General features: G+C 39.4%; 27 protein-coding genes and 2 pseudogenes. 19 read left to right on the top strand and 10 right to left on the bottom strand.

Translation table 11 applies throughout. The annotated features are described in order from the left end of the window. The first annotated feature begins 16 nt into the window (after positions 1-16). Positions 17-1,387 (top strand): MATE family efflux transporter, encoded by a 1,371-nt coding sequence (locus M1F91_RS07150; protein ID WP_247913152.1) that lies wholly within the window; start codon positions 17-19, stop codon positions 1,385-1,387. A gap of 97 nt (positions 1,388-1,484) precedes the next feature. After that, complete coding sequence (locus M1F91_RS07145; RefSeq protein ID WP_074324471.1) at positions 1,485-2,201, top strand: YebC/PmpR family DNA-binding transcriptional regulator; 717 nt, start codon at positions 1,485-1,487, stop codon at positions 2,199-2,201. Positions 2,202-2,245: 44 nt separating this feature from the next. On the opposite strand, the gene M1F91_RS07140 is transcribed toward M1F91_RS07145, so the two are convergent. Continuing rightward, entirely contained in the window at positions 2,246-2,917 is a 672-nt protein-coding gene (locus M1F91_RS07140; RefSeq protein WP_247913151.1) for a CD20-like domain-containing protein, read from the bottom strand. 182 nt (positions 2,918-3,099) lie between these two features. Here M1F91_RS07140 and M1F91_RS07135 point away from each other — a divergent pair. From M1F91_RS07135 to M1F91_RS07065, 15 genes and pseudogenes are all read left to right on the top strand, one after another. Next, positions 3,100-3,284, top strand: a pseudogene (locus tag M1F91_RS07135) (ABC transporter ATP-binding protein); the annotation flags it as partial. Further along, positions 3,277-3,426, top strand: a pseudogene (locus M1F91_RS07130) (ABC transporter ATP-binding protein); the annotation flags it as partial. The pseudogenes M1F91_RS07135 and M1F91_RS07130, both read left to right, overlap by 8 nt. A 112-nt stretch (positions 3,427-3,538) precedes the next feature. Further along, the gene (locus tag M1F91_RS07125; RefSeq protein WP_247913150.1) at positions 3,539-4,042 is read left to right on the top strand and encodes a phosphatase PAP2 family protein; all 504 of its coding nucleotides are present in this window, start codon (positions 3,539-3,541) and stop codon (positions 4,040-4,042) included. A 118-nt stretch (positions 4,043-4,160) separates the two neighbouring features. Beyond that, the gene (locus M1F91_RS07120) at positions 4,161-4,607 is read left to right on the top strand and encodes a LytTR family DNA-binding domain-containing protein (protein ID WP_004250544.1); all 447 of its coding nucleotides are present in this window, start codon (positions 4,161-4,163) and stop codon (positions 4,605-4,607) included. 4 nt (positions 4,608-4,611) lie between these two features. After that, positions 4,612-5,286, top strand: a complete 675-nt coding sequence (locus M1F91_RS07115) for a hypothetical protein (RefSeq protein WP_247913149.1) — start codon at positions 4,612-4,614, stop codon at positions 5,284-5,286. Between the two features lie 106 nt (positions 5,287-5,392). Then, entirely contained in the window at positions 5,393-5,581 is a 189-nt protein-coding gene (rpmB, locus tag M1F91_RS07110; RefSeq protein ID WP_001140948.1) for a 50S ribosomal protein L28, read from the top strand. Between the two features lie 152 nt (positions 5,582-5,733). Beyond that, on the top strand, positions 5,734-6,099 hold the full coding sequence (locus M1F91_RS07105) for an Asp23/Gls24 family envelope stress response protein (protein WP_247913148.1): 366 nt from the start codon (positions 5,734-5,736) through the stop codon (positions 6,097-6,099). A 2-nt stretch (positions 6,100-6,101) separates the two neighbouring features. Next, a complete protein-coding gene (locus M1F91_RS07100; protein ID WP_247913147.1) occupies positions 6,102-7,766 on the top strand; it encodes a DAK2 domain-containing protein in 1,665 nt (554 codons plus the stop codon). A 10-nt stretch (positions 7,767-7,776) separates the two neighbouring features. Next, positions 7,777-8,322 (top strand): SP0191 family lipoprotein, encoded by a 546-nt coding sequence (locus M1F91_RS07095; RefSeq protein ID WP_247913146.1) that lies wholly within the window; start codon positions 7,777-7,779, stop codon positions 8,320-8,322. Positions 8,323-8,488: 166 nt separating this feature from the next. Beyond that, on the top strand, positions 8,489-8,680 hold the full coding sequence (locus M1F91_RS07090) for a hypothetical protein (RefSeq protein WP_247913145.1): 192 nt from the start codon (positions 8,489-8,491) through the stop codon (positions 8,678-8,680). Continuing rightward, positions 8,677-8,871, top strand: coding sequence for a hypothetical protein (locus M1F91_RS07085; RefSeq protein WP_004250555.1), 195 nt, complete (start codon positions 8,677-8,679; stop codon positions 8,869-8,871). The genes M1F91_RS07090 and M1F91_RS07085 overlap by 4 nt, the downstream gene beginning before the upstream one ends. After that, positions 8,858-9,742 (top strand): ABC transporter ATP-binding protein, encoded by an 885-nt coding sequence (locus M1F91_RS07080; RefSeq protein ID WP_247913144.1) that lies wholly within the window; start codon positions 8,858-8,860, stop codon positions 9,740-9,742. The genes M1F91_RS07085 and M1F91_RS07080 overlap by 14 nt, the downstream gene beginning before the upstream one ends. A gap of 1 nt (position 9,743) precedes the next feature. Then, positions 9,744-10,481 carry an ABC transporter permease gene (locus tag M1F91_RS07075; protein ID WP_247913143.1) on the top strand — a complete coding sequence of 246 codons (738 nt, stop codon included), beginning with the start codon at positions 9,744-9,746 and terminating at the stop codon, positions 10,479-10,481. Continuing rightward, a complete protein-coding gene (locus M1F91_RS07070) occupies positions 10,481-11,578 on the top strand; it encodes a sensor histidine kinase (protein WP_247913142.1) in 1,098 nt (365 codons plus the stop codon). Before M1F91_RS07075 ends, M1F91_RS07070 begins: the two co-directional genes overlap by 1 nt. Beyond that, positions 11,579-12,178 carry a response regulator transcription factor gene (locus M1F91_RS07065; RefSeq protein ID WP_247913141.1) on the top strand — a complete coding sequence of 200 codons (600 nt, stop codon included), beginning with the start codon at positions 11,579-11,581 and terminating at the stop codon, positions 12,176-12,178. It abuts the gene before it with no gap. A gap of 60 nt (positions 12,179-12,238) precedes the next feature. Here M1F91_RS07065 and M1F91_RS07060 read toward each other — a convergent pair whose 3' ends face one another. The 9 genes from M1F91_RS07060 to M1F91_RS07020 all read right to left on the bottom strand — a co-directional run bounded on the left by M1F91_RS07060 (position 12,239) and on the right by M1F91_RS07020 (position 24,681). Continuing rightward, positions 12,239-13,813, bottom strand: coding sequence for a hypothetical protein (locus M1F91_RS07060; protein ID WP_247913140.1), 1,575 nt, complete (start codon positions 13,811-13,813; stop codon positions 12,239-12,241). Positions 13,814-13,883: 70 nt separating this feature from the next. Continuing rightward, positions 13,884-15,104, bottom strand: a complete 1,221-nt coding sequence (locus tag M1F91_RS07055) for a DNA cytosine methyltransferase (RefSeq protein WP_247913139.1) — start codon at positions 15,102-15,104, stop codon at positions 13,884-13,886. Positions 15,105-15,127: 23 nt separating this feature from the next. After that, complete coding sequence (locus M1F91_RS07050; protein WP_247913186.1) at positions 15,128-16,360, bottom strand: DNA cytosine methyltransferase; 1,233 nt, start codon at positions 16,358-16,360, stop codon at positions 15,128-15,130. Beyond that, positions 16,360-17,454: a hypothetical protein gene (locus tag M1F91_RS07045; RefSeq protein WP_247913138.1), complete on the bottom strand. Its 1,095-nt coding sequence runs from the start codon at positions 17,452-17,454 to the stop codon at positions 16,360-16,362. The genes M1F91_RS07050 and M1F91_RS07045 overlap by 1 nt, the downstream gene beginning before the upstream one ends. Beyond that, positions 17,438-19,618 (bottom strand): sensor histidine kinase, encoded by a 2,181-nt coding sequence (locus M1F91_RS07040; RefSeq protein WP_247913137.1) that lies wholly within the window; start codon positions 19,616-19,618, stop codon positions 17,438-17,440. The genes M1F91_RS07045 and M1F91_RS07040 overlap by 17 nt, the downstream gene beginning before the upstream one ends. Before the next feature lie 167 nt (positions 19,619-19,785). Next, positions 19,786-22,437 carry a valine--tRNA ligase gene (locus M1F91_RS07035; RefSeq protein WP_247913136.1) on the bottom strand — a complete coding sequence of 884 codons (2,652 nt, stop codon included), beginning with the start codon at positions 22,435-22,437 and terminating at the stop codon, positions 19,786-19,788. A 41-nt stretch (positions 22,438-22,478) separates the two neighbouring features. Continuing rightward, positions 22,479-23,369 carry a hypothetical protein gene (locus M1F91_RS07030; RefSeq protein ID WP_247913135.1) on the bottom strand — a complete coding sequence of 297 codons (891 nt, stop codon included), beginning with the start codon at positions 23,367-23,369 and terminating at the stop codon, positions 22,479-22,481. Next, positions 23,366-23,926, bottom strand: coding sequence for a GNAT family protein (locus M1F91_RS07025; RefSeq protein ID WP_247913134.1), 561 nt, complete (start codon positions 23,924-23,926; stop codon positions 23,366-23,368). Before M1F91_RS07025 ends, M1F91_RS07030 begins: the two co-directional genes overlap by 4 nt. 359 nt (positions 23,927-24,285) lie before the next feature. Beyond that, complete coding sequence (locus M1F91_RS07020; RefSeq protein WP_004250587.1) at positions 24,286-24,681, bottom strand: helix-hairpin-helix domain-containing protein; 396 nt, start codon at positions 24,679-24,681, stop codon at positions 24,286-24,288. A 213-nt stretch (positions 24,682-24,894) separates the two neighbouring features. On the opposite strand from M1F91_RS07020, the gene M1F91_RS07015 reads away from it, so the two are divergent. Both M1F91_RS07015 and M1F91_RS07010 read left to right on the top strand, forming a co-directional pair. Further along, entirely contained in the window at positions 24,895-25,647 is a 753-nt protein-coding gene (locus M1F91_RS07015; RefSeq protein WP_247913133.1) for an isoprenyl transferase, read from the top strand. An 8-nt stretch (positions 25,648-25,655) separates the two neighbouring features. Continuing rightward, positions 25,656-26,459 (top strand): phosphatidate cytidylyltransferase, encoded by an 804-nt coding sequence (locus M1F91_RS07010; protein WP_247913132.1) that lies wholly within the window; start codon positions 25,656-25,658, stop codon positions 26,457-26,459. Positions 26,460-26,462: the final 3 nt, after the last annotated feature.

Raw genomic sequence — 26,462 nt, 5'->3', positions numbered from 1 at the left:
CTGATATAATAGCCTTATGAATAAAAAATCAACGGTGGACTTGATTCATGGTCCCATTCTTCCTTCACTGATTAGTTTTGCATTACCGATTTTACTGTCCAATATCTTTCAGCAACTCTACAATACAGCTGATATTTTGATTGTTGGGCGTTTTTTGGGACAAAATTCCTTGGCGGCAGTCGGAGCTACGACAGCTATTTTTGATTTGATTATTGGCTTTGCTCTCGGAGTCGGAAATGGGATGGGAGTTGTTATTGCTCGGCTTTATGGTGCTCGTAATTTCACAAAGATTAAAGAGGCTGTCGCAGCGACTTGGATTTTAGGTGCAATCCTGAGTGCTCTTGTCATGCTGATGGGTTTCTTCGGCCTTTATCCGCTCTTACAATATCTCGAAACACCTGCAGAAATCCTCCCCCAATCCTATGAATACATCTCAATGATTGTTAGCTGCGTGGGAGTTAGCTTTGCTTATAATCTCTTTGCAGGATTACTACGCTCGATTGGTGATAGCCTTGCGGCACTTGCTTTTCTTATCTTTTCAGCCATTGTTAATGTCATTCTAGATTTATATTTTATTACACAACTGCAGTTGGGGGTTCAATCTGCAGGTCTTGCAACTATCATCTCGCAAGGTTTGTCCGCTATTCTCTGTTATTTCTATATCCGCAAGAGTGTTCCAGAGCTTCTTCCAGAACTTAAGCATTTCAAATGGAACAAGGCTCTCTATGTTGATCTCTTGGAGCAGGGGCTAGCCATGGGGCTGATGGGTTCAATCGTCTCTGTCGGAAGTGTCATCTTGCAATCCTCTGTTAATGGCTTTGGAGCAGTTATTATCAGTGCCCAAACGGCAGCACGTAGAATCATGGCCTTTGCTCTATTGCCAATGACGGCAATTTCGGCTTCTATGACGACTTTTATCTCTCAAAACTTTGGGGCAAAACGTCCAGATCGTATCGTCCAAGGTCTTCGTTTAGGGAGCTATTTGAGTATGGCTTGGGCAACCTTTGCTTGTGTGTTCCTATTTTTTGCAAGTCCTAGCCTAGTTTCTTTCTTAGCGAGTTCAACAGATGGTTACTTGATTGAAAATGGGACCTTGTACCTACGTATTAGTTCTGTTTTCTATCCGTTTTTGAGTCTTTTGTTGATTTATAGAAATAGTTTGCAGGGACTCGGTCAAAAACTCTTACCCCTCATATCTAGTTTTATCGAATTTATCGGGAAAATTGTTTTCGTCGCTTGGATTATTCCATGGGCAGGTTATACAGGTGTGATTCTATGTGAGCCGCTACTTTGGCTTGTTATGACTGCACAGCTTTATATCTCACTCTCTCAGCACCCTTGGATAAAAGAAGGCAAGAAAATCTTGGCTGTCGGCGGACAATCCTAGCTTCATTTATAAAAGAAAAATCCATTTCCTCTAGTGAAAATCGACTAGACTTGTGTTATAATAAGAAAGATTAAAATGTGAAAAAAGGAGATTCCTAATGGGACGTAAATGGGCCAATATCGTAGCCAAGAAAACGGCTAAAGATGGAGCTAACTCTAAAGTATATGCAAAATTTGGTGTAGAAATCTATGTAGCAGCTAAAAAAGGTGATCCAGATCCAGAATCAAACTCAGCTTTGAAATTCGTTATTGACCGTGCTAAACAAGCGCAAGTGCCAAAACACGTTATTGATAAGGCTCTGGATAAGGCTAAAGGAAATACAGACGAAACTTTTACAGAAGGACGTTACGAAGGCTTTGGGCCAAATGGTTCAATGCTCATCGTTGATACCTTGACTTCAAACGTTAACCGTACAGCAGCCAATGTCCGTGCTGCCTTTGGTAAAAACGGTGGTAACATGGGAGCTTCAGGTTCAGTATCTTACCTCTTTGACAACAAGGGTGTCATCGTATTTGCTGGTGACGACGCTGATGCTATCTTTGAGCTCTTGCTTGAAGCAGATGTCGATGTAGACGATGTAGAAGCAGAAGAAGGAACAATCACTGTTTACACAGCTCCAACTGACCTTCACAAAGCTATTGTGGCTTTGCGTGAATCTGGTATCGAAGAATTCCAAGTAACAGAACTTGAGATGATTCCTCAATCAGAGGTTGAGTTGTCAGGGGATGACCTTGAAACCTTTGAAAAACTTTATGGCGTTCTTGAAGATGACGAAGATGTCCAAAAAATCTATACCAATGTAGATGGATTCTAATAGAAAAGCGAACAGGCTTAATAGCTGTTCGCTTTTTTGTTATGTTAAACTTTCACCCCATCATCAGTTTTCTCTTTTCTATCCAAGCCTAGGGCAAATTTTCGGATGAGAAGAAACTGGCCGTTTTCCTGCTTTGCGAAAGTGAGTACGACTGTCTTGGTGTTTGAACCGAGGGATAGATAGGTGATTTTCTTAATGTCGTAATCACCTGAGGTTGACTCAATTTCAGAATCTGGTAATCCATGCTTGCTGATGATATCTTTGTAGTTGGAGCCACCTTTTCCTCTGTTTGCAGTGTCTCCCTCTATCAAAGCATCAAACTGTTCCTGGGTCCAAGAGAAGGTATCAGTATCTTCGATATCCTCTTCATCTGGTCTATAATCTGGTAATTTTCCAAATTCCTCATTTTCTGTTAAAGAGGTCAGACTTCTATATGGGTGACGAAAGTTTTTAGCCAAGTCAGTAAAGACACCAGAAGGTAATACTTGCGCCATTAAGACAAGAAAAATGGATAGAATACCTAGGCTTGTTCCGATAATAGCCAATATTTTACGATTTTTGAGATTAAGGCCAATACCAAAAATGCCTAGGGCTATAGCAATAATGGCAAAGAAAAAGGCTAAAATGCTAATGATTGGTAGCCAGGAACCAAGAAGGGCCAGGGTTCCAAAGATGATGGCAAAGATTCCTAAAATTTTTTCTTCTTTTTGTTTCATTTGTGAGTTTCTCATTTCTAATCAGGAAGTGTTCTTATAGGTGTGAGATAGTGTTTATTATAGATAAAATAAGAGCTGATGTCAATTTCTGCTTAGATAGTTCTCATTGAAACTTAAATGTTCTTATGAGAACTATTTTTACTTAGAAGGGAGAAAGAATGGATAAACCGATGTTGGTCTTTAAACGTTTTTCAATCCCCAGTCTATTGACTCGGACGACTAATGATATCACGCAGATTCAGATGCTCTTTACCATGGGACTCCAAGTGGTCACTCGTGGTCCTATCATGGCTATTTGGGCCATTGGTAAAATCCTTGCAAGTCAGAATACTGGCTCTGGGCAGTAGTGGTGGCAGTCATTGTCAACAATCCGCAATGCTGACTTGATTCTGGTCATGAAAGAAGGAAATATCATCGAGCAAGGAAATCATGATGAGCTGATGGCTCAGGGTGGTTTCTATGCAGACCTCTACAATAGTCAATTTACAGAAGACCAAGCAGAAGAATAAATCTCAGAAGGCTTGACGGCCTTCTTTTTCTGCACTATACTAGAGTAGGAGATGCTAGCGGACTCGTTCTGTCAGGCTTCTTGTGTAAAATCTAGAAACAATGAGAAAACAGATGAAAAACTATCAAGAGTGGTACGAGAAGAGGAAATCAAATCTTCTTCGACATCCACAATTATTGCAATTGATGCGAGTCTTTAATCGAATGATGACAGTTCTGATGCCCTTAGCTTACTTGACCTTGTTGGGGACAAGCTTTATGAGCAAGGGATTGGGGAAAGAATTTGCCACCTATATCTTAGTGCCAGCTTCTGGCTTTGTCCTATTGACGCTAGTTCGTAAGTGGATCAATCAACCGCGTCCTTATGAGGCTTGGGAAATTATCCCGCTACTGGACAAGGACAGTTCTGGCAATTCAATGCCCAGTCGCCATGTCTTTTCAGCGGCTATCATTTCCATGGCTTGTCTGCACGCAAATCTGCCTGCAGGGTTGATTTTATTGGTCTTATCAGCTCTTCTAGGTCTGGTGCGAGTCTTGGGTGGCGTTCATTATCCCAAGGATATTCTAGTTGGCTATGCCTGTGGGCTCATCTGGGGAATTCTTTTCTTTATTTTGTAAGAAGCAAAGCAAGTGGGCTTGGCCTCGTAACCACTTACGGGTCAAAAGTGACCACTTGCTTTTTTGCCCTTGTAAAGTCTTTTAGGCTTTGGTATAGTAGATGCAGAAAGGAGATAGGATGAAGTTACGAATCGAGATTGATAGTGAATTAACTGAGACAGAGATTGTCATCAAGGCTGCAGCCCTGACAGATGAGATAGCTGACTTGCAACGACTCTTGCAAGAAACCAAGGCTCCTAGGTTGATCTTTTACAAGGGGACGGGTGAGTATTACTTAGACTTGGCAGAAATCCTCTTCTTTGAGACGGAAGGTAGCAAGATTTACGCCCATACCCAGAAAGAGGCCTACGAGGTTCGGCTTAAGCTTTATGAGTTGGAGTCTATCCTGCCACGTTATTTCAGTCGGGTATCCAAGTCGACCATTGCCAATATCCGGCAAGTTTACTCGGTGGACAAGTCCTTCTCAGGGACAGGCACTATTTCCTTTTATCAAACCCACAAGGAGGTTCACGTGTCACGGCACTACCAATCCCTCCTAAAAGAAAATCTAAGAAACATGAGGTAAGAACATGAAAAAGAAAGCATTTGGTATTGTGTTGCTAGTATTGGCAGCTTTAGTATTGTTACAGGGGAATTTTGGAATTCCTTCATTTGGAGGGGAAATTTGGCCCTTGATCGGTATTGGATTTTTTGCCTATCAATCAGTTGAGGCAATCCTTCGTCGTCATTTCACTTCAGCCTCCGTTACAGCCCTAGTGGCCCTCATGATTGCGAATCATTTTTATGACATTTTACCGATTCCCAATCAATCACTGTTCTGGGCGAGTGTTCTCATCGTGCTTGGAGTAAGTATGCTGACTCATACTAACAGAACTTGGAATGGGAAAAAATGGTGGCATGATGGTGAAAAGACCATTCTGACAGACAAGGAAGTCGCTTTTGGGGCGGGTACATTTTACAAGCAGGACCAAGAATTGGTAGAAGACGAGTTTGAAGTAGGATTTGGGAATGCCAAAATCTATTATGACAATGCAGAGATGTTAGGCGATAGCGCAACCTTGAAAATAGAAGTCGGATTTGGGAATGCAGTTATCTATGTGCCCCAACACTGGAGAGTGGATCTGAAGGTGGAAACTTTCTGTGGTGCAGCCAAGGCAGATGCTCCTGTAGCCCCAACCAGCAAAACCTTGATTATCCGTGGAGACGTAGCTTTCGGGAAACTTGGTGTTGTCTACGTCAAATAAAAAAAGTCTTCCAATTCCCTTGCCAAAATGGAGAAAGTGTGATAACATAGTACGGTATGTGGTGCTAGCACATCCGCTATATTAGATCTAATAGGAGGAAAACACAATGGCTAAAGTATGTTACTTTACAGGTCGTAAGACTGTATCAGGAAACAACCGTTCACACGCGATGAACCAAACTAAACGTGCCGTAAAACCAAACCTTCAAAAAGTTACTGTTCTTATCGATGGTAAACCTAAAAAAGTTTGGGCTTCAGCTCGTGCTTTGAAATCAGGAAAAGTAGAACGCGTTTAATAAACATGAAAAGACCTACAGGGTCTTTTTCTTTTGCTCGAAAGCTGAAATCATTTGAAAAATCAAGCAAATATCCGATGATACATCATTCTGCTTTTACAGTTGGGCTGAAATATGATAAAATAGAGTATCAACTATTTGAGGTAAAAAAAATGACTGTAAAAATTAATACAAAAGATGGTCAAGTCGAACTGACAGATGATGTGATCGCTACTGTTGTAGGCGGAGCAGCAACTGAAATTTTTGGTGTAGTCGGTATGGCTAGTAAAAATGCCCTCAAAGATAATTTCCAAGCCCTTCTAGGTAAAGAAAATTATTCAAAAGGTGTAGTCGTTAAAACAGCTGAAGACGGTAGTATTGCAGTTGATGTATATACTGTATTGAGCTACGGTACAAAAATCAGTGAAGTTTCAAAAAACATCCAAGAACGTGTTCGCTTTAGCCTAGAGAACCAACTTGGAATCACTGCTCAAACTGTGAATGTCTACATTCAAAATATCAAAGTTGTAGGAGAATAATCGTGTCAAATATTACTACAAGCTTATTTCAAGAAATGGTACAGGCTGCTTCAACTCGTTTGAACAAGCAAGCCGAATATGTCAATTCATTGAACGTCTTCCCAGTTCCAGACGGAGATACAGGAACAAACATGGGAATGACAATCGAAAATGGTGCTAAAGAAGTAGCAGACAGACCAGCTTCAACTGTTGGTGAGGCTGCAAGTATCTTGGCTAAAGGTCTTTTGATGGGTGCGCGTGGGAACTCAGGAGTTATCACTTCTCAGCTTTTCCGCGGATTTTCACAAGCCATCAAGACAAAAGAAGAACTAACAGGAAAAGACCTAGCTCTTGCCTTCCAATCAGGTGTTGAGGTTGCCTACAAGGCTGTTATGAAGCCTGTTGAAGGGACAATCTTGACAGTATCACGTGGTGCTGCCATCGGTGCTAAGAAAAAAGCAGAGCAGACAGATGACGCAGTTGAGGTTATGCGTGCAGCCTTGGAAGGAGCTAAAACAGCCCTTGCTAAAACTCCAGAAATGCTTCCAGTATTGAAGGAAGTTGGAGTTGTAGACTCAGGTGGTCAAGGTTTGGTCTTCATCTATGAAGGATTCCTTTCAGCTCTTACTGGTGAATACAGTGCGTCTGAGGACTTTGTCGCTACTCCAGCCAACATGGGTGAGATGATCAATGCAGAACACCACAAATCTGTAGCCGGACATGTAGCAACTGAAGACATTACCTTTGGTTACTGTACTGAAATCATGGTTGCCCTCAAACAAGGTCCAACTTATGCTAAAGAGTTTGACTACGAAGAATTCCGTAACTACTTGAACGAACTTGGGGATTCTCTACTTGTTGTTAATGACGACGAAATCGTTAAAGTTCACGTCCATACAGAAGATCCAGGACTTGTTATGCAAGAAGGTCTCAAGTATGGTAGCTTGGTTAAGGTTAAAGTCGATAACATGCGTAACCAACACGAAGCTCAAGTGGAAAAAGAAGCTCAAGTCAGCAAGCCAGCTGAAGAAAAAGAATATGCTCTTATCGCAGTAGTGGCTGGACAAGGATTGGCAGATATCTTCCGTGCTCAAGGTGTGGACTATGTCATCGAGGGCGGACAAACCATGAACCCTTCGACAGAAGACTTTGTCAAGGCTGTTGAGAAAGTTAATGCCCGTAACATCATCTTCTTGCCAAACAACAAAAACATCTTCATGGCAGCTCAATCTGCAGCTGAAGTATTGGAACAACCAGCTGTTGTAGTAGAAGCTCGTACAATTCCTCAAGGATTGACTAGCCTTCTAGCCTTTGACCCAAGCAAATCTATCGAAGAAAACCAAGAACGCATGACTGCGGCTCTTGGGGACGTTGTCAGCGGTAGTGTAACAACAGCCGTTCGTGACACGACTATCGATGGTCTAGAAATTCATGAAAATGACAATCTTGGTATGGTGGATGGTAAGATTCTCGTATCAAATCCTGATATGCACCAAACCTTGACTGAAACATTGAAACATATGTTGGACGAAGACAGTGAAATCGTAACTTTCTATGTTGGAGAAGACGGAAGCGAAGAATTGGCAAATGAAATTGCTCAAGAAATCGCAGAAGAATTCGAAGATGTCGAAGTAGAAATTCACCAAGGTCAACAACCGGTTTATCCATATCTTTTCAGTGTGGAATAGGAGATTCAAATTGAAGAAGATTTTAGGATTAACACTTATTTCGGTAACTCTACTTGCAGGTTGCAGTAAGTTGTTACCTCACCGTTCAAGTGACAAGAGTAAAGCGAGTGATCCGTCTACAAGTCAAACGACAACCAATCAAGCAAAAGAAGAAAAAACAAAAGTTCTTAAAGGAAAAATGGATGAATTTGATGTCACCATGACCTTTGTTTATACGGATGTTGTTAAAAACTTCAAGATGGATATGCTTGGGAAAATAAATGAGGAGATTCCTGCTGGAGTTACTCCAGAAGAATTCCAAACAATCTTCCGTGAAGCTATGGAAGATAGTCCAGAGTATCTTGAAATCAAGGACGAGCCTGGTGTTAATGTAGAATATTTTATCACCGAGGACAAAAAGATGAGAGTCGTTATGGAACTCGATCTTGAAAAAGCAGACTTGAATAAAGTAAAAAATACATATTTCTTTAAACCACTTGCGGATAGTATAGAAGACTTTAAAAAGCCTAATACACTAATCGCTGCATTAAAATTACACGGATTTAAAGAAGAATAAAAAAGAAAGGTTGGGATTTCCCGACCTCTTTTTGATTTTCAGAGAATTCTATTTTCATAGCGATTAGACTTTTTGTGACATTTGTCATATTTCCTCATGACAGAAGCTTCTAGTGATTCTACCTTCAAAGAATTATACTAGATGTATCAAATGGAGGAAGAAAAAAATGAAACATAAAGTAATTGTCGCAATGAGTTTAGTAGCAGCAGGAGTCATGACTTATCTCATGTTCTCAGGATTGGATGAGGGTTTCTATCATTTTCCTTGGGAGCTATTTGCAGGTTTTGGAATCATGTCTTGGTTGATCCGAGAAGATTTGAAATTAGTCTCAGATGTGAAAAAGGAGTTTGAAAAATGAAAAAAGCGATTCTCTATCTTTTTATTGGACTATCACTAGTGGTATGGTTGGTCGAAATGTTTACAGGTTGGTTTGATCAAGCTTTCCTTCATCAAGTCATCCGTGGTGCCTGGGGATTAGGATTTATGATTTTTATCGCCTTTCCGATGGGAAAGGAGTGGCTGAAAGGAGAATATCATGAGCATGATTAAGGTAGAAAGCCTAAATAAAAACATCAAGGGCAAGGCTATTTTGAAGGATATTTCCTTTGAGGTAGCTGAAGGCGAATGCGTCGCCTTGATTGGTCCCAATGGTGCTGGGAAGACCACACTCTTGGACTGTTTGCTTGGAGATAAACTGGTCACCAGCGGTCAAGTATCCATCCAAGGCTTGCCAGTGACGAGTTCTCAGTTAGACTATATTAGAGGTTACCTGCCTCAAGAAAATGTCATCGTTCAGAAATTAAAGGTCAAAGAGTTGATTGCTTTCTTTCAAAGCATTTACCCAAATCCTTTGAGCAATCAGGAAATCGATCAACTATTGCAGTTTGACCAGCAACAAAAAGAGCAATTGGCAGAAAAATTGTCAGGTGGACAGAAGCGTCTCTTCTCTTTTGTCTTGACCTTGATTGGCCGACCAAAGCTAGTCTTTTTAGATGAGCCAACTGCTGCCATGGATACCTCAACCCGTCAACGCTTTTGGGAAATTGTCCAGGATCTAAAAGCGCAGGGAGTCACCATTCTCTATTCATCCCATTATATCGAAGAGGTAGAGCATACAGCGGACCGAATCTTGGTCTTGAATAAGGGAGAGTTGATTCGCGATACAACACCTCTAGCTATGCGTAGTGAGGAGATTGAAAAGCACTTTATACTACCTCTGGCTTACAAGAAAGTCATTGAGCAGTCTAACTTGGTTGAAAACTGGTCACAAAAACAAGATGCTCTACAAGTAGTCACACGTGAAGCGGATGCTTTTTGGCAATTGTTAGTGCAAGCAGGATGTAGGATTCAAGAAATTGAAGTCAATAATCGTAGCTTGTTGGATACAATCTTTGAAGAAACACAAAAGGGAGATGACTAAGATGAAACGATGGATCGCACTAAACAAGATAGAATTTCTATTGACCAAACGACAATTAGTCTATTATCTATTATCCGTAGGGATGCCGACGGCCTTCTATTTATTCTTTTCAGGCATGTACCAGGATACACCAAGTGGGCCGGCTAATTTTATGCGCGACTACCTCATCTCCATGACGGCCTTTTCCATGATGTCGACAGCTATCTTTTCATTCCCAGTTGTTTTACATACCGATAAAATCAACAACTGGCAGAAAACATTACGCCATACTCCAGTAAATATGGTAGAATATTATCTATCAAAGATAACAAGTATGATAGTTGATTATTTGGTTTCAATCCTGGTTGTTTTCTCAGTTGGGCACTTGGTCAGAGGTGTGGATATGCCTTTAGGAAGCTGGATTGGGGCTGCGCTCTTGTTGATAGTAGGAAGTGTTGCCTTTGTAGCACTTGGCTTAACCCTGACTCTCTTGCCGTCTAGTCAGCTGATGTCTGTCGTAGGCAATCTTCTTTACTTTGGCTTGGCTGTTTTAGGCGGACTCTGGATGCCTGTCTCTTTATTTCCAGATTGGATGCAAGCAATCGGGAAGCGCCTACCAAGCTATCAGTTGATGGAATTGATCAAGACCTTCTTAAATGAGGGTGGCATCAATCTATCAGCCACAGTTTATCTACTTGTTTTTTCAGCAGTTTTGTTTGGTTTGACCATTTACCTTCAAGGTCATAAGGAGAATGCTTAATGCTTGAAAGACTGAAAAGCATACATTATATGTTTTGGGCCAGTTTGATTTTTATGGTTTTTCCCATTGTCCCTGTAGTGACTGGGGAGCTTCCTAGCTGGCATTTATTGATTGATATTCTATTTGTGGTGGCTTACTTAGGTGTTTTAACCACAAAGAGTCAGCGTTTATCCTGGCTCTGTTGGATTATCATGCTAGCTTACGTAGCTGGGTATACCGCCTTTGTTGCTGTAAATTATATCTGGTTCTTCTTTTTCCTTTCCAATCTTTTAACTTATCATTTCGGTGTACGTAGTTTTAATTCTTTACATGTCCGAACTTTTCTCCTTACTCAAGTCCTTGTTGTGGGGCAACTTGTGATTTTTCAGAGAATCGGAGTTGAGTTTCTAGTCTTTCTACTTGGAATTATTACTTTTGTCGATTTGATGACTTTTGGTTTGGTTCGGATTCGCATTGTGGAGGATTTGAAAGAAGCTCAGGCCAAGCAAAATGCCCAGATAAATCTATTGCTTGCTGAAAATGAACGCAGTCGTATCGGTCAGGATTTGCATGATAGTCTGGGACATACCTTTGCTATGCTGAGTGTCAAGACAGATCTAGCCTTGCAGTTATTTCAGATGCAGGCTTATCCACAGGTGGAAAAGGAATTAAAAGAAATTCACCAGATCAGCAAGGATTCCATGAATGAAGTGCGGACCATTGTGGAAAATCTGAAATCACGGACCCTAGCTTCAGAGCTTGAGACTGTCAAGAAGATGCTGGAAATTGCTGGGATTGAGGTCGAGGTTGAGAATCAATTGGACAAGGCTAGCCTGACTCAGGATATAGAGTCGACAGCCGCTATGATTTTGTTAGAACTTGCGACCAATATCATCAAGCATGCCAGAGCTGAAAAAGCCTATCTAAAACTGGAACGTACAGATCAGGAATTGCTCCTGACAGTTAGAGATGACGGGAAAGGATTTGCAACTGTAAAAGGAAATGAACTTCATACAGTCCGTGACCGTGCAGCAGCCTTCTCAGGTCAAGTAGAGCTGGTCAGTTTGAAAGATCCCACAGAGGTGCGCGTGCATCTGCCTTATAAGGAGAGAAAGTAGATGAAAGTATTAGTCGCAGAAGATCAAAGTATGCTTAGAGATGCCATGTGCCAGCTCTTGAGTTTTCAACCAGATGTGGAGGCTGTCTTGCAGGCGAAAAATGGATCTGAAGCTATTGAGGTTTTGGGGAAAGAAGCAGTAGATATTGCCATCCTTGACGTCGAAATGCCAGTCAAGACAGGACTAGAAGCGCTCGAGTGGATCAAACAAGAAGTGCCTGAAACAAAGGTGGTTATCGTTACAACCTTTAAACGTCCAGGCTATTTTGAACGAGCGGTCAAAGCAGGAGTCGACGCCTATGTCTTGAAAGAGCGAAGCATCGCCGAACTCATGCAAACCCTGCATACGGTGTTAGAGGGACGCAAGGAGTATTCTCCAGAGCTGATGGAAGTCATGATGACCCATCCCAATCCCTTGACTGAGCAAGAAGTCGCTGTTCTACATGGAGTAGCCCAAGGCCTGTCCAACCAAGAAATTGCGGATAAGCTCTACCTCTCAAACGGCACTGTCCGTAATTACATGACCAATATCCTCTCCAAACTAGGCGCCAGCAACCGAACCGAAGCGGCCAAAACTGCCGAAGAAGAAGGCTGGTTGTGAGGGGAAGAAAGAAAAAATCTCTTAGAAATAGATCTAAGAGATTTTTTGTGACATTCAGGTCTATTTTGCTACCCAGCCGATAGCATCGCTTGGTGGGTTTTCGGTATCAATCCAGATGAATTCAATACCGATTTCCCCGTTTTTAAACTTGGTCAATCGAATTCCGTTGATTTCCAGTTCATTGAGTCTTTGACCTGTCAAGACTTCTCTTTCCTTCAACTGGAAAACACCACGCAAGATCCAATTTCCAAGAATTTCTTGCTTATCAGTTGACTGAATAGCCTTTCCAGCTTCTTGGTTGATATAGGCGTTGATGACATCACCAGAAGGTAAGAAGCGTAGTTTAAAGGTTCGTTCTTCTTTGGACAGGGCCAGTTTTTTAGTCCCAGATTCAAAAGTTCCAAATCCAGGACCAAAGAAGTCGGGCCTTTCGTCATGGAAGTTTTTGGAGTCAGGTAGCGGGATGTAAACTTCGCTAACTGGACGATAAACTAGCTGTTCAATTTCTTTAATGAGTTTTTCATTGCCAGTATTATGGGCAAAGTGAATTAAGTCCTCACGAATCGCCTTCATCTGAACTTTTTCTTCCTTGCTGGTCCACTTTTTCAAGAGGATTTCTTCTAGGGAGAAAGTCACAAAAGCTAGTTCTTCAGGAGCTAAATTGTCCTTGAATTTATCCTGAATCTTTAAAATCCGTGGTAGACGATCTTTTTTGGCTAGTTTTGATCCACCGTTAAAGGCATTGAAACCAGAGTTTTCTTCCACATTTCCATGTTTATCTGTGATAACCCAAGACACTGTTTCCAAAATATCGGATTGTTCCTTTTTGGCTGTCAGTAGATGAAGGTTTTCAAAGAGAGAAAAAGGATCTTCGATATAATGGACGTCCCAAGTGTCTACAACAATGTCTTTATTGTTAAAAGTCATGTGGAGCTGGCTGTCAGCTGCCGTGTACTTGTAGTGGTGTTGTCCATCCGTAAATCGAAAATTAGTAGGGTTGTTTTTGGTAGTTGATCCTTCAATGACTAGATTATCAATATCGACTGGCAAATAAGATGTTTCACCGACAAAAATCTTAGGATTTTCTCCCTTTGGTGTCGGCATCAGAACGTGGTAAACAGCTTCAACATTGACCGAGTCTGAGTTAAAGCCCTTGATTTGTGCCTTAGAAGATTCGATTCTCTGGTTTCTCAAGGTCGCAATCTTTCGTGCTAACTCTTCATAGCGTTGATAGTTTTCCTTGTCTGCAGCTTCTTTATCTGCTGAAATATCCGCATGAAACTTGATATCACCCAATAAGTCCGTCCAAGATTGAGAATCTTTTTTAAACTGAGCGATTTTTTGGTCTCCAGAATTAATCCCAAAAGACTTAATACCCACTAGGTATTTATGATTTTCATCCACAACGACGGAAGCATCATAGGAAGTATTGGCGATATCTTCCCCGACAGCATTAAAAGCCTTCTGGAAAACAGTCTCCTGGAATTTGGAGTTGACGATAGGAGCGACAGAATGTTCTGTTTGTTCCTCGTCTTCGGATTCTGCCTTTTGAGAGAAAGCTTGGCTCAAACTAGCGAAGTTGGTAATTAAGGTTTTGTATTTGTCTTTTTGTTCAGACTTTAGATGTTCCCACATAAGCGCCCTCTTTTCTATTTTCAGTATATCAAAAGAAGATTAGTTTTTCACTAATCCTCTTATATATTCGTTAATTAATACTGTAAAATTCAAGTTTGCCTTGTTTTTTTACAAGTCTCAAATACTCTTCATCTGACAGAACGGCTAAACCATCATCATAAGCCTTGATTTTTTCAATAGCTTGCTCATAGCTATCTACAAAGTCCTTGACATAGGATTGTCCTTCAAATTGACCATTCATCTTGGTGTAGATAATAGCAAATTTTCCAGAGCGGTCAAGCTGAGATTGTCCTTGGCTTTCGTTCAAAGCCTTAGCAACATTTTCCGCGATGCGTTTAATCACAGGAACAACTACGCTATTTCCTGCTTGCTTGTATAGCTGACCGTTAGAAACCCCTTCTGGGATTTTAAAGGACTTAGGATAACCTTGGACATTAAAGGTTTCTTTAGGAGTCAACTTCCGAATCTCGCCGCTGTCTGTCAAAATCAATGGAACATTGTGTCCACCTGTTCCCATATTGGCTGTAAGGGTAGGGACAACACCGTTTTTGTTTTCACGGACATACTGACGGCGCCACTGGTAAACCGTATCTTGGCTAGTTACTTCAAACTTCAACTGATCGTAGAAATTCTGCTTGCCTTCACGGTAGTAGTAGACCTCATCTAGCTTATCGCCGAAGTTAATGACGTCTTGAAGAGTCGTAGTCAGTTTGATTTCCTCTGGGAATTCAAACAAGTCGTAGGCTTCTTTAGTATCAAAACCAACGATGTAGATCCGCTCACGGTTTTGTGGGATATTTCCATAGTCTTTCCCGTTGAGAACCTTCCACTTGATGAAGTAGTTGTTCTCTGTCAAGGCTTCACGAATGACCTTGAAGGTATTGCCATGGTCATGACCGACCATGTTCTTAACATTTTCGATGAAAATAGCACGAGGTTTACGCCCCTCGATCATGCGAAGCAACTCAAAGAAAAGATCGCCTCGATCATCATCAAAGCCCTTACGGTAACCCGCAATACTAAAGGCCTGACAAGGGAAACCTCCCATAATCACATCCACGCGCTCAGCTGGAATATCCTCTGGCTGAACATTGTGAATATCACGACCATCCAAATAGGTATCTGGATGGTTTAACTGATAAGTCTGACGTGCATACTTATCAAATTCATTGGCATACACCACTCTGAACTCGTTGGTCTGTTCAAATCCCAACTCAATTCCCCCAACACCTGAGAAGAAAGCTGCAATGTTGTACTTCTCAGAGCGGTTCGAACTTACAGAATTTGTCATGTAGGTACCTGCTTTCTAAAATGTTAAAATAGTTTAGTCACCGTATCTGCAATTTTTTTGGCCAATATTGGAGGAACAGCATTCCCGATCTGTACGAAAGCTGCTGTCCTTGAGTTTTCAAAATAATAATTATCTGGAAATCCTTGGATTCTGGCTGCTTCACGAACCGTAATAGACCTAGTTTGTTCCATACTGGGATGAATATAATAATGCCCATCCTTAGAAATATGTGCAACAACTGTATGACTATAGCCGGTTCCATCTAAAGCTTTGAATCGATCTAAAAATGAATCTTTATTTGAATGATTTTGAAGAACGGAGGGTAATTCGGAATATTTGATATTTCGACCACTCTGTTTTGCTTCTTGAACAATCTTATAGATTTTTAGATCATTACTTGTTTGTGGTCTTGCCATGTGTAAAGTAAGTGGAATTTTCTCATCTAAATTTCTATAGTATTTTTTCTTTTCATATGACAAACGAATCGCTCGATAATTATATCCTTCCTCGCCCGCATTTATTGAAGGTAAATCATTAAATAAATTTTTCAAGTTCAATGGTTTCTCTTTTAATTTTTCCAACTCGTCAAAAAAATTTTTATCTAGTTTCACATCATTTCTTAATCCAAATATAAATAATCTTTCTCTATTTTGGGAAACACCGTATTCACTACTATTGATAACTTTATCACTAATAATATATCCAGCATTTCTAAATTCAGACTTTATTTTTGGTAACAAAAGTGATCCATCTACATCTTTAAATGATAGGAGACCTTTAACATTTTCAAAAATAAAAAATTTAGGAGAAAATTTGTTAAGAAAACTTAAATAATATTTATATAAGTAGATTCGATCATCTGAATTCTTTTTTTTCTCATTAATTGCTCTACCAATTGTAGAATATGCTTGACAGGGCGGGCCACCAATAATACCATCTACTCTATCAGTTTTTGCATCTATATGATACAATATTTCATCTATACTTTTCTCATTGATTTCAACATTTAAAACCGAATTAATTTGTTCTTTTGGAATTTTATTTAATAGTTCTTTTTTAGAAATTTTACCATTTAAATAGTTTTTATATAGACAAAGTTTATCAACTTTCTTCAAATAGTAATATGCTTCTCTAACCTTTAAAGTTTCACAAGCATCCTTATTTTTTTCAATATGACAGATAATATTAAAATTATCGTTTCTAAAGCCTTCTGTCAGACCTCCTGCCCCTGAAAATAAATCTATAATATTCATCATCATTTACTTTTCACAATCTTTTCAGCTATATTTAATGCAACTTTAGGAAAATCAAAATCAGGTTGCCCTTGCCTATTATAATACATAGAAAATTTTGATAATAATGATTTTACAAAATTATCCTGTAACTTTATTATTTTTCTATATTTTGCGTCATTTGATAGTACATCAAAGGATTCCGTCTTAATCTTGCGAAAGTTTACAAATCCTCCATCAAATATATCAAAATAGTTACTCAACCAGTATAGGTTCTCTAAATCATTATTTTTAACTAACTTCTCAATCTTTCCCCTAAGTGAATTTGAAATACTTGTAGATTCTGTTGAAATATATTCATTATAATTTTCAATTTCTACCAATATTATAAATTCATTTTTGGGTTTATTATCTTTTCTTAAAGCTAAATCACATGGAGGCGACAAGACTATATAGAACGTTCCACTTTCTAAATCAAGTAAAATAGTTCCCGTCTTTACTCCATCTAAAGCAATATTAGGGTCGATAAACATTTCAATTGCTTCATACTGTTCCGATTCAGATCCTAACAATTCATATAAATGTGAGATTGTATATCTTAGGACTAATTGTTTCATCTCTTCTTCATTTAGACTATTTCTTATATCTATCCAATGGTCTATGTTTTTATAATAATTCTCCCAAAATAATTTCTTTAAGCTAGACTCAATAATACCATGTTCCCCAATGACTGTAAACAATCCTGAATTAACCATAGAGGCCATGTCATTTAAGATTTCTTCATTTTCATAATTAGATTTTATATAAGTCTTTATAAAATTAGTGTCGCTAATAATGGGAGTCCCCGAAAGAATCGCACAAGGAATTTTATAATCCTCTTTTATTTTATCAATAATAATATCACCAGAATCTCCACCCTTTAATTTGATATCAATGAGAACAAAATCAAAAATGTTTTTATCTAGATATTTCAGAGCATCATCAGAGTTTTTGGCAACAGTCATTTCAAATGTGTTTTCTTGGTCTGAAGTTCGGTTCATCAATTTAACGGAAGATTCCATGGTATCAATCATGTAATCTTCATCTTCTATATACAAAAAGTTATATATTTTCGTCATCTTCTAAATTTTCCTTGTTATATGATAATCTAAAGTGAGCTCCCCCACTATGTTCTAAGGCAATTAATGATAATTTATTTCTTTCTGCCGCCTCTCCAGAAATAGCCAATCCTAAGCCAGAACCTTCATTCTTAGTTGTAAATTCAGGGTCAAAAATGGACTCTTCTTCTATTAATTCTTTTTTAATTCCTTTACCAGTGTCAAAATAATCTATTATTAACTCAGATTTGTTTTCTTGAACATCTATACTTATTATTTTTGGTGTAGTACAATCTTTCATCCAGTAGATACTATTGTCAATTAAGTTAGCGAATATAGTTGCAATATCTTGAGGCCACCCATAGAAATCAATTCCCGTACTTGGAAAAATTCTAATTTCTATTTTCTCTTTTTCCAAGACTGTCTCAAAGATTTTTATTGTATTTTTAATTGCATTTATTAAGGAGAAAACTTTAGGTTTATCCCTTTTTCTAGTCGCCAATGGATCTAACCTGTTAAATAAATCAACTAATACAGATGAATTTATGTTTACTCCTTTTGAAATTTCTATCATTTCATTCAATGATTCATCATCGCCATCAGCTAAATAGAGTTTAAGCCATTTCTCAAAATTTGGTATTTGAGTTCTAAAATAATGCAATGGTCTTCTTCCTTCGTGCATTACAACATTAATTATTTTTCCAAGAGTAGCTTGCCCTTGGTAAACAGCTATAGCTTTACTCAATTCATCTACAATTTTTTGTTTTTTCTTTTCTTCTTTTAAAACTAGATGATTTACTTTTTCAATAGATGATTTTTCTAGACCAAAATCTTGTAGAATATTTCTCAAATCATTTGAAAGTGAAGTGTAATCTGATACCGAACTCAATTGATTATTAACTGATTTACTTTTTATTTTAGAGTCTGTCTTTCTTCTATAGATAAAACGTCTTTGTTCCAATAATGATAAAACTTCTTGAGTTATAGATATTAAACCATAGTAACTATCAGTTTTTTTTAATCCATCACGAGCACTTTGTTCATGTAAATCTGAATTTTCTTCAGATTCTATTTGAACATATCCTATTGTTTGGTTACTACCAATTCTAAGGCTTGGAGTTTGTACTCTTCTCTTATTTAGTTCAAGCCAATCGTTTTCAGGATCTCCCAATGGTCTTATTCGAAAACCATTTCTGTAGACGCCAATACCATTAAAATCATTAAGTAATTGTCTAGTTTGAAGATTGGTTAAGTATTTACCAGTTTGTTCATCTTTTAAGCCACGACTTATTAAACTATCAATTGCTGTTTTATCTCGATCATAAACCCTGATATCTAATTTAATTTTCCCACATTTTGTAGGAGACAAAGATTCTATGATTGTTTCGGTTTCTGAACTTTTTCTTTGATTTTCGTAATATAAAATTGCTTTACCAGTTTCCTTAACTTCTCCATAGATTCTATAATCATAAATTTCCAAAAATGGAATAGGAGAGATTGAAACTTCAATATCTTCTTCAAAATTTTGTGTTTTAACTATAATATTAAATTGATCATCTTCATTCATATTTTGAAAAGGAGGAATTATTTTTTTTAACTCAAAAATTAGTTTATTAATTTCCTCGCGAGACCAATTTTTTTCATCCTTTTTATCGTTATCCTCTTGTTTATCTTTTTGAACTAATTGATGAGTTGTAGAAAGAATCGTTCCACTCTTTTTACTACAATTAGAAGTCTCAATTTCAATATTAATTTCATCTAAAAATTCATACTTAGCAAAATCGGACCAATCCACATACACCTCGGTCAACTCCCCTTTTCGGGTTACTGTAGAAAGAAACAAATCATCCCCCAATATATTAGCTGCGTATCTTCCTATTCCCTTTCTTCCCTGCAATACTCTACCATTTTGGCTTACTCGTTTTTTTACCTTACTAGTAGTTGACGGTACTAACCACTTAGTTTGAATATCTTCGACAGACATCCCTGTACCATCATCCTCAACAGTAATGGTAAGGCTCTTATCACTATCACGTCTAAATGTAACTGAAACTTTCGAAGCATCAGCGTCATAAGAATTTTTCACTAACTCCATTATTGCAGCAAACTTATCTTGAATCAAATCTTCTCCTATAGTAAAAAGATGTCGACTAGATGGACGAATTTTACCTGAAACCGTGCTCATTTTTTTACCTCCTATTAATAGTAGTGTGAAAAACAATATGTCAATTAAAAAACTTACAAGTCTAAAAATAAAATAAAGCTAAAGACTTAATTATTCTTAAATTTTCCTTTATTTCTTACATATCACCATTATACCAAAAAACACGGCATTCCGCCGTGTTTCTGTGTTTATTTCACCAATTTCTTCATCTCATCAATACGTGCTACGGTCGCGTCGTATTTCGCTTGGTAGTCGGCTTGTTTGTCGCGTTCTTTTTGAACGACTTCTGGTTTGGCATTGGCTACGAAGCGTTCGTTAGAGAGCTTCTTACCGACCATATCCAGTTCTTTTTGCCATTTAGCCAGTTCCTTGTCGAGACGAGCCAATTCTTCTTCGACATTGAGGAGGTCTGCTAGTGGCAAGTAGATTTCTGCTCCTGTGATGACGCTTGACATAGCGAGTTCAGGTGCAGGGATGTTTGATGCGATTTCCAGGTGTTCTGGATTTGTGAAGCGTTTGATGTAGTTGACATTGCTGTTAAAGAAGGCTTCCAAGTCGCTATCGCTTGTCTTAACAAGAATGGTGATTGGCTTGCTTGGTGCTACGTTTACTTCCGCACGCGCATTACGAACAGCACGGATCAAGTCTTTGAGGCTTTCGACACCTGTGTGAGCCGCAAGGTCTTCAAAGGCTGGGTTGACAGTTGGGTATTCTGCTGTAACGATAGAACCTTCTGAGATTTGTCCAAAGATTTCCTCTGTCACGAATGGCATGATTGGGTGGAGGAGACGAAGGATCTTGTCCAAGGTGTAAAGGAGAACAGAACGTGTGATGACTTTCTCTTCTTCGTTGTCGCTATAAAGGACTTCCTTGGTCAACTCAACGTACCAGTCCGCAAACTCGTCCCAGATGAAGTTGTAGAGGATGTGTCCAGCAACACCAAACTCAAATTTATCAAAGTTTTCAGTGACTTTTCCGATGGTTTCATTGAGGTTGTGGAGAATCCAGCGGTCAGTGACATTTCCAGCTTCCTTGTTAACAACTTTTTCCACATTGGCTGTTGCTTGGTCAAGGGTCAAGCCTTCATTGTTCATGAGAATGTAGCGAGAGATGTTCCAGATCTTGTTAATGAAGTTCCATGAAGCATCCATTTTCTCGTAAGAGAAGCGGACGTCTTGCCCTGGTGCAGAACCGTTTGAAAGGAACCAACGAAGGGCATCGGCACCGTATTTCTCGATAACATCCATTGGGTCAATCCCGTTACCAAGAGATTTCGACATCTTACGTCCTTGCTCGTCACGAATGAGACCGTGAATCAGGACGTTTTGGAATGGCTGACGGCCAGTGAATTCCAATGATTGGAAGATCATACGAGACACCCAGAAGAAGATGATGTCGTAACCTGTTACCAAGGTTGAAGTTGGGAAGTAACGTTTGAAGTCTTCTGAGTCGACATCAGGCCAGCCCATGGTTGAGAATGGCCAAAGGGCCGAACTGAACCAAGTATCCAAGACGTCTTCGTCCTGAGTCCAACCGTCACCTTCTGGAGCTTCTTCACCGACGTACATTTCACCATCGGCATTGTACCAAGCAGGGATTTGATGACCCCACCAGAGCTGACGAGAGATTACCCAGTCATGGACATTTTCCATCCATTGGAGGAAGGTATCGTTGAAACGAGGTGGGTAGAATTCTACCTTGTCGTCTGTGTCTTGGTTGGCGATGGCATTTTTCGCCAATTGGTCCATCTTGACGAACCATTGCGTAGACAAGCGTGGTTCAACCACTACACCTGTACGCTCTGAGTGACCAACACTGTGGACACGTTTTTCGATTTTAACGAGGGCACCGATTTCTTCCAACTTGGCAACGACTGCCTTACGAGCTTCAAAACGATCCATGCCTGCGAATTCGAAGGCCAAGTCATTCATAGTTCCGTCGTCGTTCATCACGTTGACTTGTGGCAAGTTATGACGTTGACCAACCAAGAAGTCGTTTGGATCGTGGGCAGGTGTGATTTTCACAACACCCGTACCAAACTCAGGATCTGCGTGCTCATCTCCAACGATTGGAATGAGTTTATTAGCGATTGGAAGGATGACGTTTTTACCAATCAAGTCCTTGTAGCGTGGGTCTTCTGGATTAACCGCAACCGCAACGTCTCCAAACATGGTCTCAGGACGAGTGGTCGCAACTTCAAGGGCGCGTGAGCCATCTTCTAGCATGTAGTTCATGTGGTAGAAGGCACCTTCAACATCCTTGTGGATCACCTCGATATCAGAAAGGGCTGTGCGAGCTGCGGGGTCCCAGTTGATGATAAACTCACCACGATAGATCCAGCCTTTCTTATAAAGGTCCACAAAGACCTTGCGAACGGCTTTTGACAAACCTTCATCAAGGGTGAAACGCTCACGAGAGTAGTCTACAGAGAGCCCCATCTTGCCCCATTGTTCCTTGATGGTAGTGGCATATTCGTCTTTCCATTCCCAGACTTTGTCCAGGAACTTCTCACGGCCGAGGTCATAACGACTAATCCCCTCACCACGCAAGCGCTCCTCAACCTTAGCCTGAGTGGCAATACCAGCGTGGTCCATCCCTGGAAGCCAAAGCGTATCAAAACCTTGCATACGTTTTTGACGGATGATGATATCTTGAAGAGTTGTATCCCAAGCGTGACCAAGGTGGAGTTTCCCAGTTACGTTTGGTGGTGGAATTACGATCGAATAAGGCTTAGCCTTTTGATCTCCTGAAGGCTTGAAAACATCCGCATCAAGCCATTTTTGGTAACGACCAGCCTCAACCTCGGCTGGATTGTATTTAGGTGAAAGTTCTTTAGACATGTGTGTGTCCTTTCTAGTTAATAAAAAATTTATAAAATCTATTATGTTTGCTTATCTTTTATCCCTTGTTGGGATAGAATTTTATTAATAAGTTCTTGAGCTTCTGATTTTTTTATTCCAACATTCAAAACAATTTCTTTATCGTTGCTAAATTTAATCTTTTCTTTCTCTTTCCAGGAGACATTATCTGAAAATGATACTCTACCTGAAACACCGGATAACTTGTCTGGATCAAATTTATCATTATTTTCTAGTAGATTAAATACTCTTTTATAATACTTAGAAACACTATCTTTTGAATTTATTATATAGTTAGAACTTATATCTTTATCTTTTTGATAAGTTATCTTTTTAATTTTTATATAATCTTTGGTTTGATGAGATATATAATTAGTATCCTCTTTAATAGAATAATCAGATAAGAGGCGAGGAAGTATATCTATTAATGTTTTTAATTCTATATAATAATCTGTATCAGAAGTACTATCTATAAAAGATTGAATAATCTCAATAGTATTTATCATTGGAGAGGATATACTCCCGTCTAAAAGTTTTGAAAAATAAGGTTCTAAACCATTAGATTCATAGATATCTTGTTCCCACATATTCTGTTTATAGAAATTAGCAAGAACAATACTTTTTAGTCTGAATGATTTATTTTTGGATATAATTTTCCTTTTCTCTTTTTCGTCTTCTATAATCTCCGAAGAAGGATTTAAATCAATTATTTCCAAATAATCATTTACACTCTCTAAATATGCAATCACATTTGCAATACATTTTTGTTTTCTTTTTAATTCTATCTCTTTTTTTTGACGGCTTCTGTCAAAAAAACCTCTGATTAACTCAACAATACCTGGACTTATTAATGCCACTAAAGCAATCCAGAATGTTACACTATCTTTATCAATATTTTTTAAGAATTCTGTCATTTCCACTCCCACTCACTCTTCAGCAAGCCATATCTCAAATCATCACAGCGGTTACCTTGAGCATCTTTGCGGTCTCGGATGCGAGCTTCGAGGGTGAAACCAAGCTTCTCAGCGACTCGTTGACTTTGGAAATTGTATCCAAAGCAAGACAATTCAATCTTGTGAAGCTCCAGTTCTGTAAAAGCCAGGTCAATCAAGGCACTCGCTGCTTCTGGTACATATCCTCGTCCCCAATAGTCTGGATGCAAGGTATAGCCAATCTCCAGTACATCGTCTTCGTGGCGATGGTTGAAATCAACTGAGCCAATAACCTTATCGGTTCCTTTGACCACAATTCCATAGCCAGCTGGGAGATTTTCCTTTTCATTACGATCGGGAAGGATATGTTCTAGGTAATAAATCTCATCTTCCAAGGTCTTGACGGGTGGAAAGCCTGCTGGGTAAGAAACCTCTGGCAGACTAGCGTAGGCATGAATATCCTCAGCATCCGCCACTGTTCGGACTCGTAAGATGAGACGCTCAGTTTCGATTCGTTCTGGCAGTTCAGCTCTTGTCATCCTTCTACCTCGCTTTCTACAAAAAAATCGCCCCTGTCATCAATCTGACAGGGACGAATGTGTTTATCCGCGGTACCACCCAATTTCGGGCAGAGCCCGCAACTTTAATCTTCTTGTTTCACTTTTATGACGTCGTTAGCTCGTCTTGGCGTACTTGAGTACAGCCTGCAAATCGCTGCCTAGTCCTAAAAGGAAACAAAAAGATAATTCTAATATTTCATTTTCATCCATTAGCAACCAGTTTTGACACATTTGTGGACTTCTCAGCTCCGCCACTTTCTGTAAAATGTGGTACTCAAAACACCTCTAATGGCTTTATTTTAACAAGTTTTTCACGGAAATGCAAGGAACAAGAAAGATTACTTGAACTTGATGCCGTTTTCTTTTAATTTCTTAATAGTAGCTGGACCGATTCCTTTTAAGGCAAGGAGTTCTTTTTCTGTCCAGTTTTTGAAGTCAGCAGCAGACTTGATCCCTTCATCGTAGAAAGTTTTAGCACGGTCAAGTGGAAGTCCGCCTAGGTCAGCTGCGAAATCTTCAACAGAAGTTGTAAGCTTGTGGGCTTGCTCTTTAGTTGCTTCTACAGCTTTTTCTACTTGCTTAGAGACAGCTTTTCCTGCCTCACTTGCTGCTTTTTCAGCATGCTTCACAACTTTTTTTGTTTCTTCGACAACCTTGTTTACAGCATTTGAAAGTGCACCTGAACGACGAAGGCTGTTTCTTAATTGTTTTTTACGTTGTAGTTTTTTTGACATGATAAGATCCTTTCAATAAAAAACCCCTGTGATTGAACAAGGATAAATCTTTATGTTTTATTGTATCAACTTTCTTTGGGAAATGCAAGGCTTGTTAGTTTAGAAAGATAGGAGTCCTATAGGGAATTCCGCCTTAGAATAAGAGAATATGATAGAAGAAAAGCGAAAAATATGGTATAATGAAACGATAGATTTTTGAATAGGAATACAATCATGTTTGGATTTTTAAAAAAAGATAAAGTAACAGAAACACCAGCAGTGGTGCCAGCACATATCGGAGTTATCATGGATGGCAATGGTCGTTGGGCTAAAAAACGGATGCAGCCACGTGTCTTTGGTCATAAGGCTGGGATGGATGCTCTGAGAACGGTAGCTATTGCTGCTAGTGATATGGGTGTCAAGGCTATGACTGTTTATGCCTTCTCGACTGAAAATTGGACACGTCCAGACCAGGAAGTCAAGTTTATCATGAACTTGCCTGTTGAATTTTATGATAAGTATGTCCCCGAATTGCACCAAAAGAACATGAAGATCCAAATGATTGGGGAAACTGATCGCTTGCCAAAACAAACTTTTGAATCTTTGAAAAAAGCGGAAGAGTTGACCAAGTTGAACACAGGTTTGATTCTTAACTTTGCCCTCAATTACGGTGGACGAGCTGAGATTACACAAGCGGTCAAGTTGATTGCACAGGATGTTTTGGATGCTAAGGTGAATCCAGGCGATATTACAGAAGAGTTGATTGGGGAATACCTCTTTACAGGGCATTTGCCTAAGGTCTTGCGTGATCCGGACTTAATCATTCGAACGAGTGGGGAGCTTCGCTTGAGCAATTTCTTGCCTTGGCAAGCAGCTTATAGTGAACTTTATTTCACAGATGTTTTGTGGCCTGACTTTGATGAGGAAGCTTTGAAAGAGGCTATTGCAGAGTATAATCGCCGCAATCGTCGATTTGGAGGAGTTTAGGAAAAGTTATGAAAAAGGATTTATTAAAGAGAACCATATTTGCCGCTCTGGCATTAGCAATCTTTATCCCGCTCTTGGTGATTGGTGGGCTTTGGTTACAGATTGCTATGGGACTTCTAGCCATGCTAGGGGTTCATGAGTTGCTTCAGATGAAAGGGTTAAACACCATGACCCCTGAGGGCTTGCTGACCTTATTAGCGACTTTTGCACTGACAATCCCCCTAGAAAACTACTTGACATTTTTACCTGTAGATGGGAATGTTGTCGCATATGGTGTTGTGATTTTTATCATGTTAGGTTGCACTGTTTTTAGCAAGAATTACACCATTGAAGATGCTGTATACCCGATTGCCATGAGTTTCTATGTTGGTTTTGGATTCAATGCTTTAGTGGATGCTCGAATCGCAGGTTTGGATAAAGCCCTCTTGGCCCTCTGTATCGTATGGGCAACTGATAGTGGTGCTTACTTGGTAGGAATGAATTTCGGTAAGAGAAGATTGGCTCCGAGAGTCTCTCCGAACAAATCAATCGAGGGAGCCTTTGGTGGAATTTTAGCTGCCATGCTTGTCACTCTTATCTTTATGTTAGTTGATAGTACGGTTGCCCTCCCTTATGGCATTTACAAAATGATGCTCTTTGCTATTTTCTTTAGTATTGCAGGGCAATTGGGTGACTTGATTGAGAGTGCCATGAAACGCCATTTTGGTATCAAGGATTCGGGGAAATTTATCCCAGGACATGGTGGGGTGCTGGATCGCTTTGACTCTATGTTGGCTGTTTTCCCTATTATGCACCTCTTTGGCTTATTTTAAGGA

Source organism: Streptococcus sp. oral taxon 431, from assembly GCF_023110115.1.
GTDB lineage: Bacteria > Bacillota > Bacilli > Lactobacillales > Streptococcaceae > Streptococcus.
This window is presented reverse-complemented; position numbering and strand designations above follow the sequence as displayed.

What these genes read in the sequence shown, in the direction of transcription:
- M1F91_RS07150 (WP_247913152.1), top strand. Translation starts at nt 17, where the DNA reads ATGAATAAAAAATCAACGGTGGACTTGATTCATGGTCCCATTCTTCCT.
- M1F91_RS07145 (WP_074324471.1), top strand. Translation starts at nt 1,485, where the DNA reads ATGGGACGTAAATGGGCCAATATCGTAGCCAAGAAAACGGCTAAAGAT.
- M1F91_RS07140 (WP_247913151.1), bottom strand. Translation starts at nt 2,917, where the DNA reads ATGAAACAAAAAGAAGAAAAAATTTTAGGAATCTTTGCCATCATCTTT.
- M1F91_RS07125 (WP_247913150.1), top strand. Translation starts at nt 3,539, where the DNA reads ATGAAAAACTATCAAGAGTGGTACGAGAAGAGGAAATCAAATCTTCTT.
- M1F91_RS07120 (WP_004250544.1), top strand. Translation starts at nt 4,161, where the DNA reads ATGAAGTTACGAATCGAGATTGATAGTGAATTAACTGAGACAGAGATT.
- M1F91_RS07115 (WP_247913149.1), top strand. Translation starts at nt 4,612, where the DNA reads ATGAAAAAGAAAGCATTTGGTATTGTGTTGCTAGTATTGGCAGCTTTA.
- rpmB (WP_001140948.1), top strand. Translation starts at nt 5,393, where the DNA reads ATGGCTAAAGTATGTTACTTTACAGGTCGTAAGACTGTATCAGGAAAC.
- M1F91_RS07105 (WP_247913148.1), top strand. Translation starts at nt 5,734, where the DNA reads ATGACTGTAAAAATTAATACAAAAGATGGTCAAGTCGAACTGACAGAT.
- M1F91_RS07090 (WP_247913145.1), top strand. Translation starts at nt 8,489, where the DNA reads ATGAAACATAAAGTAATTGTCGCAATGAGTTTAGTAGCAGCAGGAGTC.
- M1F91_RS07085 (WP_004250555.1), top strand. Translation starts at nt 8,677, where the DNA reads ATGAAAAAAGCGATTCTCTATCTTTTTATTGGACTATCACTAGTGGTA.
- M1F91_RS07080 (WP_247913144.1), top strand. Translation starts at nt 8,858, where the DNA reads ATGAGCATGATTAAGGTAGAAAGCCTAAATAAAAACATCAAGGGCAAG.
- M1F91_RS07075 (WP_247913143.1), top strand. Translation starts at nt 9,744, where the DNA reads ATGAAACGATGGATCGCACTAAACAAGATAGAATTTCTATTGACCAAA.
- M1F91_RS07070 (WP_247913142.1), top strand. Translation starts at nt 10,481, where the DNA reads ATGCTTGAAAGACTGAAAAGCATACATTATATGTTTTGGGCCAGTTTG.
- M1F91_RS07065 (WP_247913141.1), top strand. Translation starts at nt 11,579, where the DNA reads ATGAAAGTATTAGTCGCAGAAGATCAAAGTATGCTTAGAGATGCCATG.
- M1F91_RS07060 (WP_247913140.1), bottom strand. Translation starts at nt 13,813, where the DNA reads ATGTGGGAACATCTAAAGTCTGAACAAAAAGACAAATACAAAACCTTA.
- M1F91_RS07055 (WP_247913139.1), bottom strand. Translation starts at nt 15,104, where the DNA reads ATGACAAATTCTGTAAGTTCGAACCGCTCTGAGAAGTACAACATTGCA.
- M1F91_RS07050 (WP_247913186.1), bottom strand. Translation starts at nt 16,360, where the DNA reads ATGATGAATATTATAGATTTATTTTCAGGGGCAGGAGGTCTGACAGAA.
- M1F91_RS07045 (WP_247913138.1), bottom strand. Translation starts at nt 17,454, where the DNA reads ATGACGAAAATATATAACTTTTTGTATATAGAAGATGAAGATTACATG.
- M1F91_RS07040 (WP_247913137.1), bottom strand. Translation starts at nt 19,618, where the DNA reads ATGAGCACGGTTTCAGGTAAAATTCGTCCATCTAGTCGACATCTTTTT.
- M1F91_RS07035 (WP_247913136.1), bottom strand. Translation starts at nt 22,437, where the DNA reads ATGTCTAAAGAACTTTCACCTAAATACAATCCAGCCGAGGTTGAGGCT.
- M1F91_RS07030 (WP_247913135.1), bottom strand. Translation starts at nt 23,369, where the DNA reads ATGACAGAATTCTTAAAAAATATTGATAAAGATAGTGTAACATTCTGG.
- M1F91_RS07025 (WP_247913134.1), bottom strand. Translation starts at nt 23,926, where the DNA reads ATGACAAGAGCTGAACTGCCAGAACGAATCGAAACTGAGCGTCTCATC.
- M1F91_RS07020 (WP_004250587.1), bottom strand. Translation starts at nt 24,681, where the DNA reads ATGTCAAAAAAACTACAACGTAAAAAACAATTAAGAAACAGCCTTCGT.
- M1F91_RS07015 (WP_247913133.1), top strand. Translation starts at nt 24,895, where the DNA reads ATGTTTGGATTTTTAAAAAAAGATAAAGTAACAGAAACACCAGCAGTG.
- M1F91_RS07010 (WP_247913132.1), top strand. Translation starts at nt 25,656, where the DNA reads ATGAAAAAGGATTTATTAAAGAGAACCATATTTGCCGCTCTGGCATTA.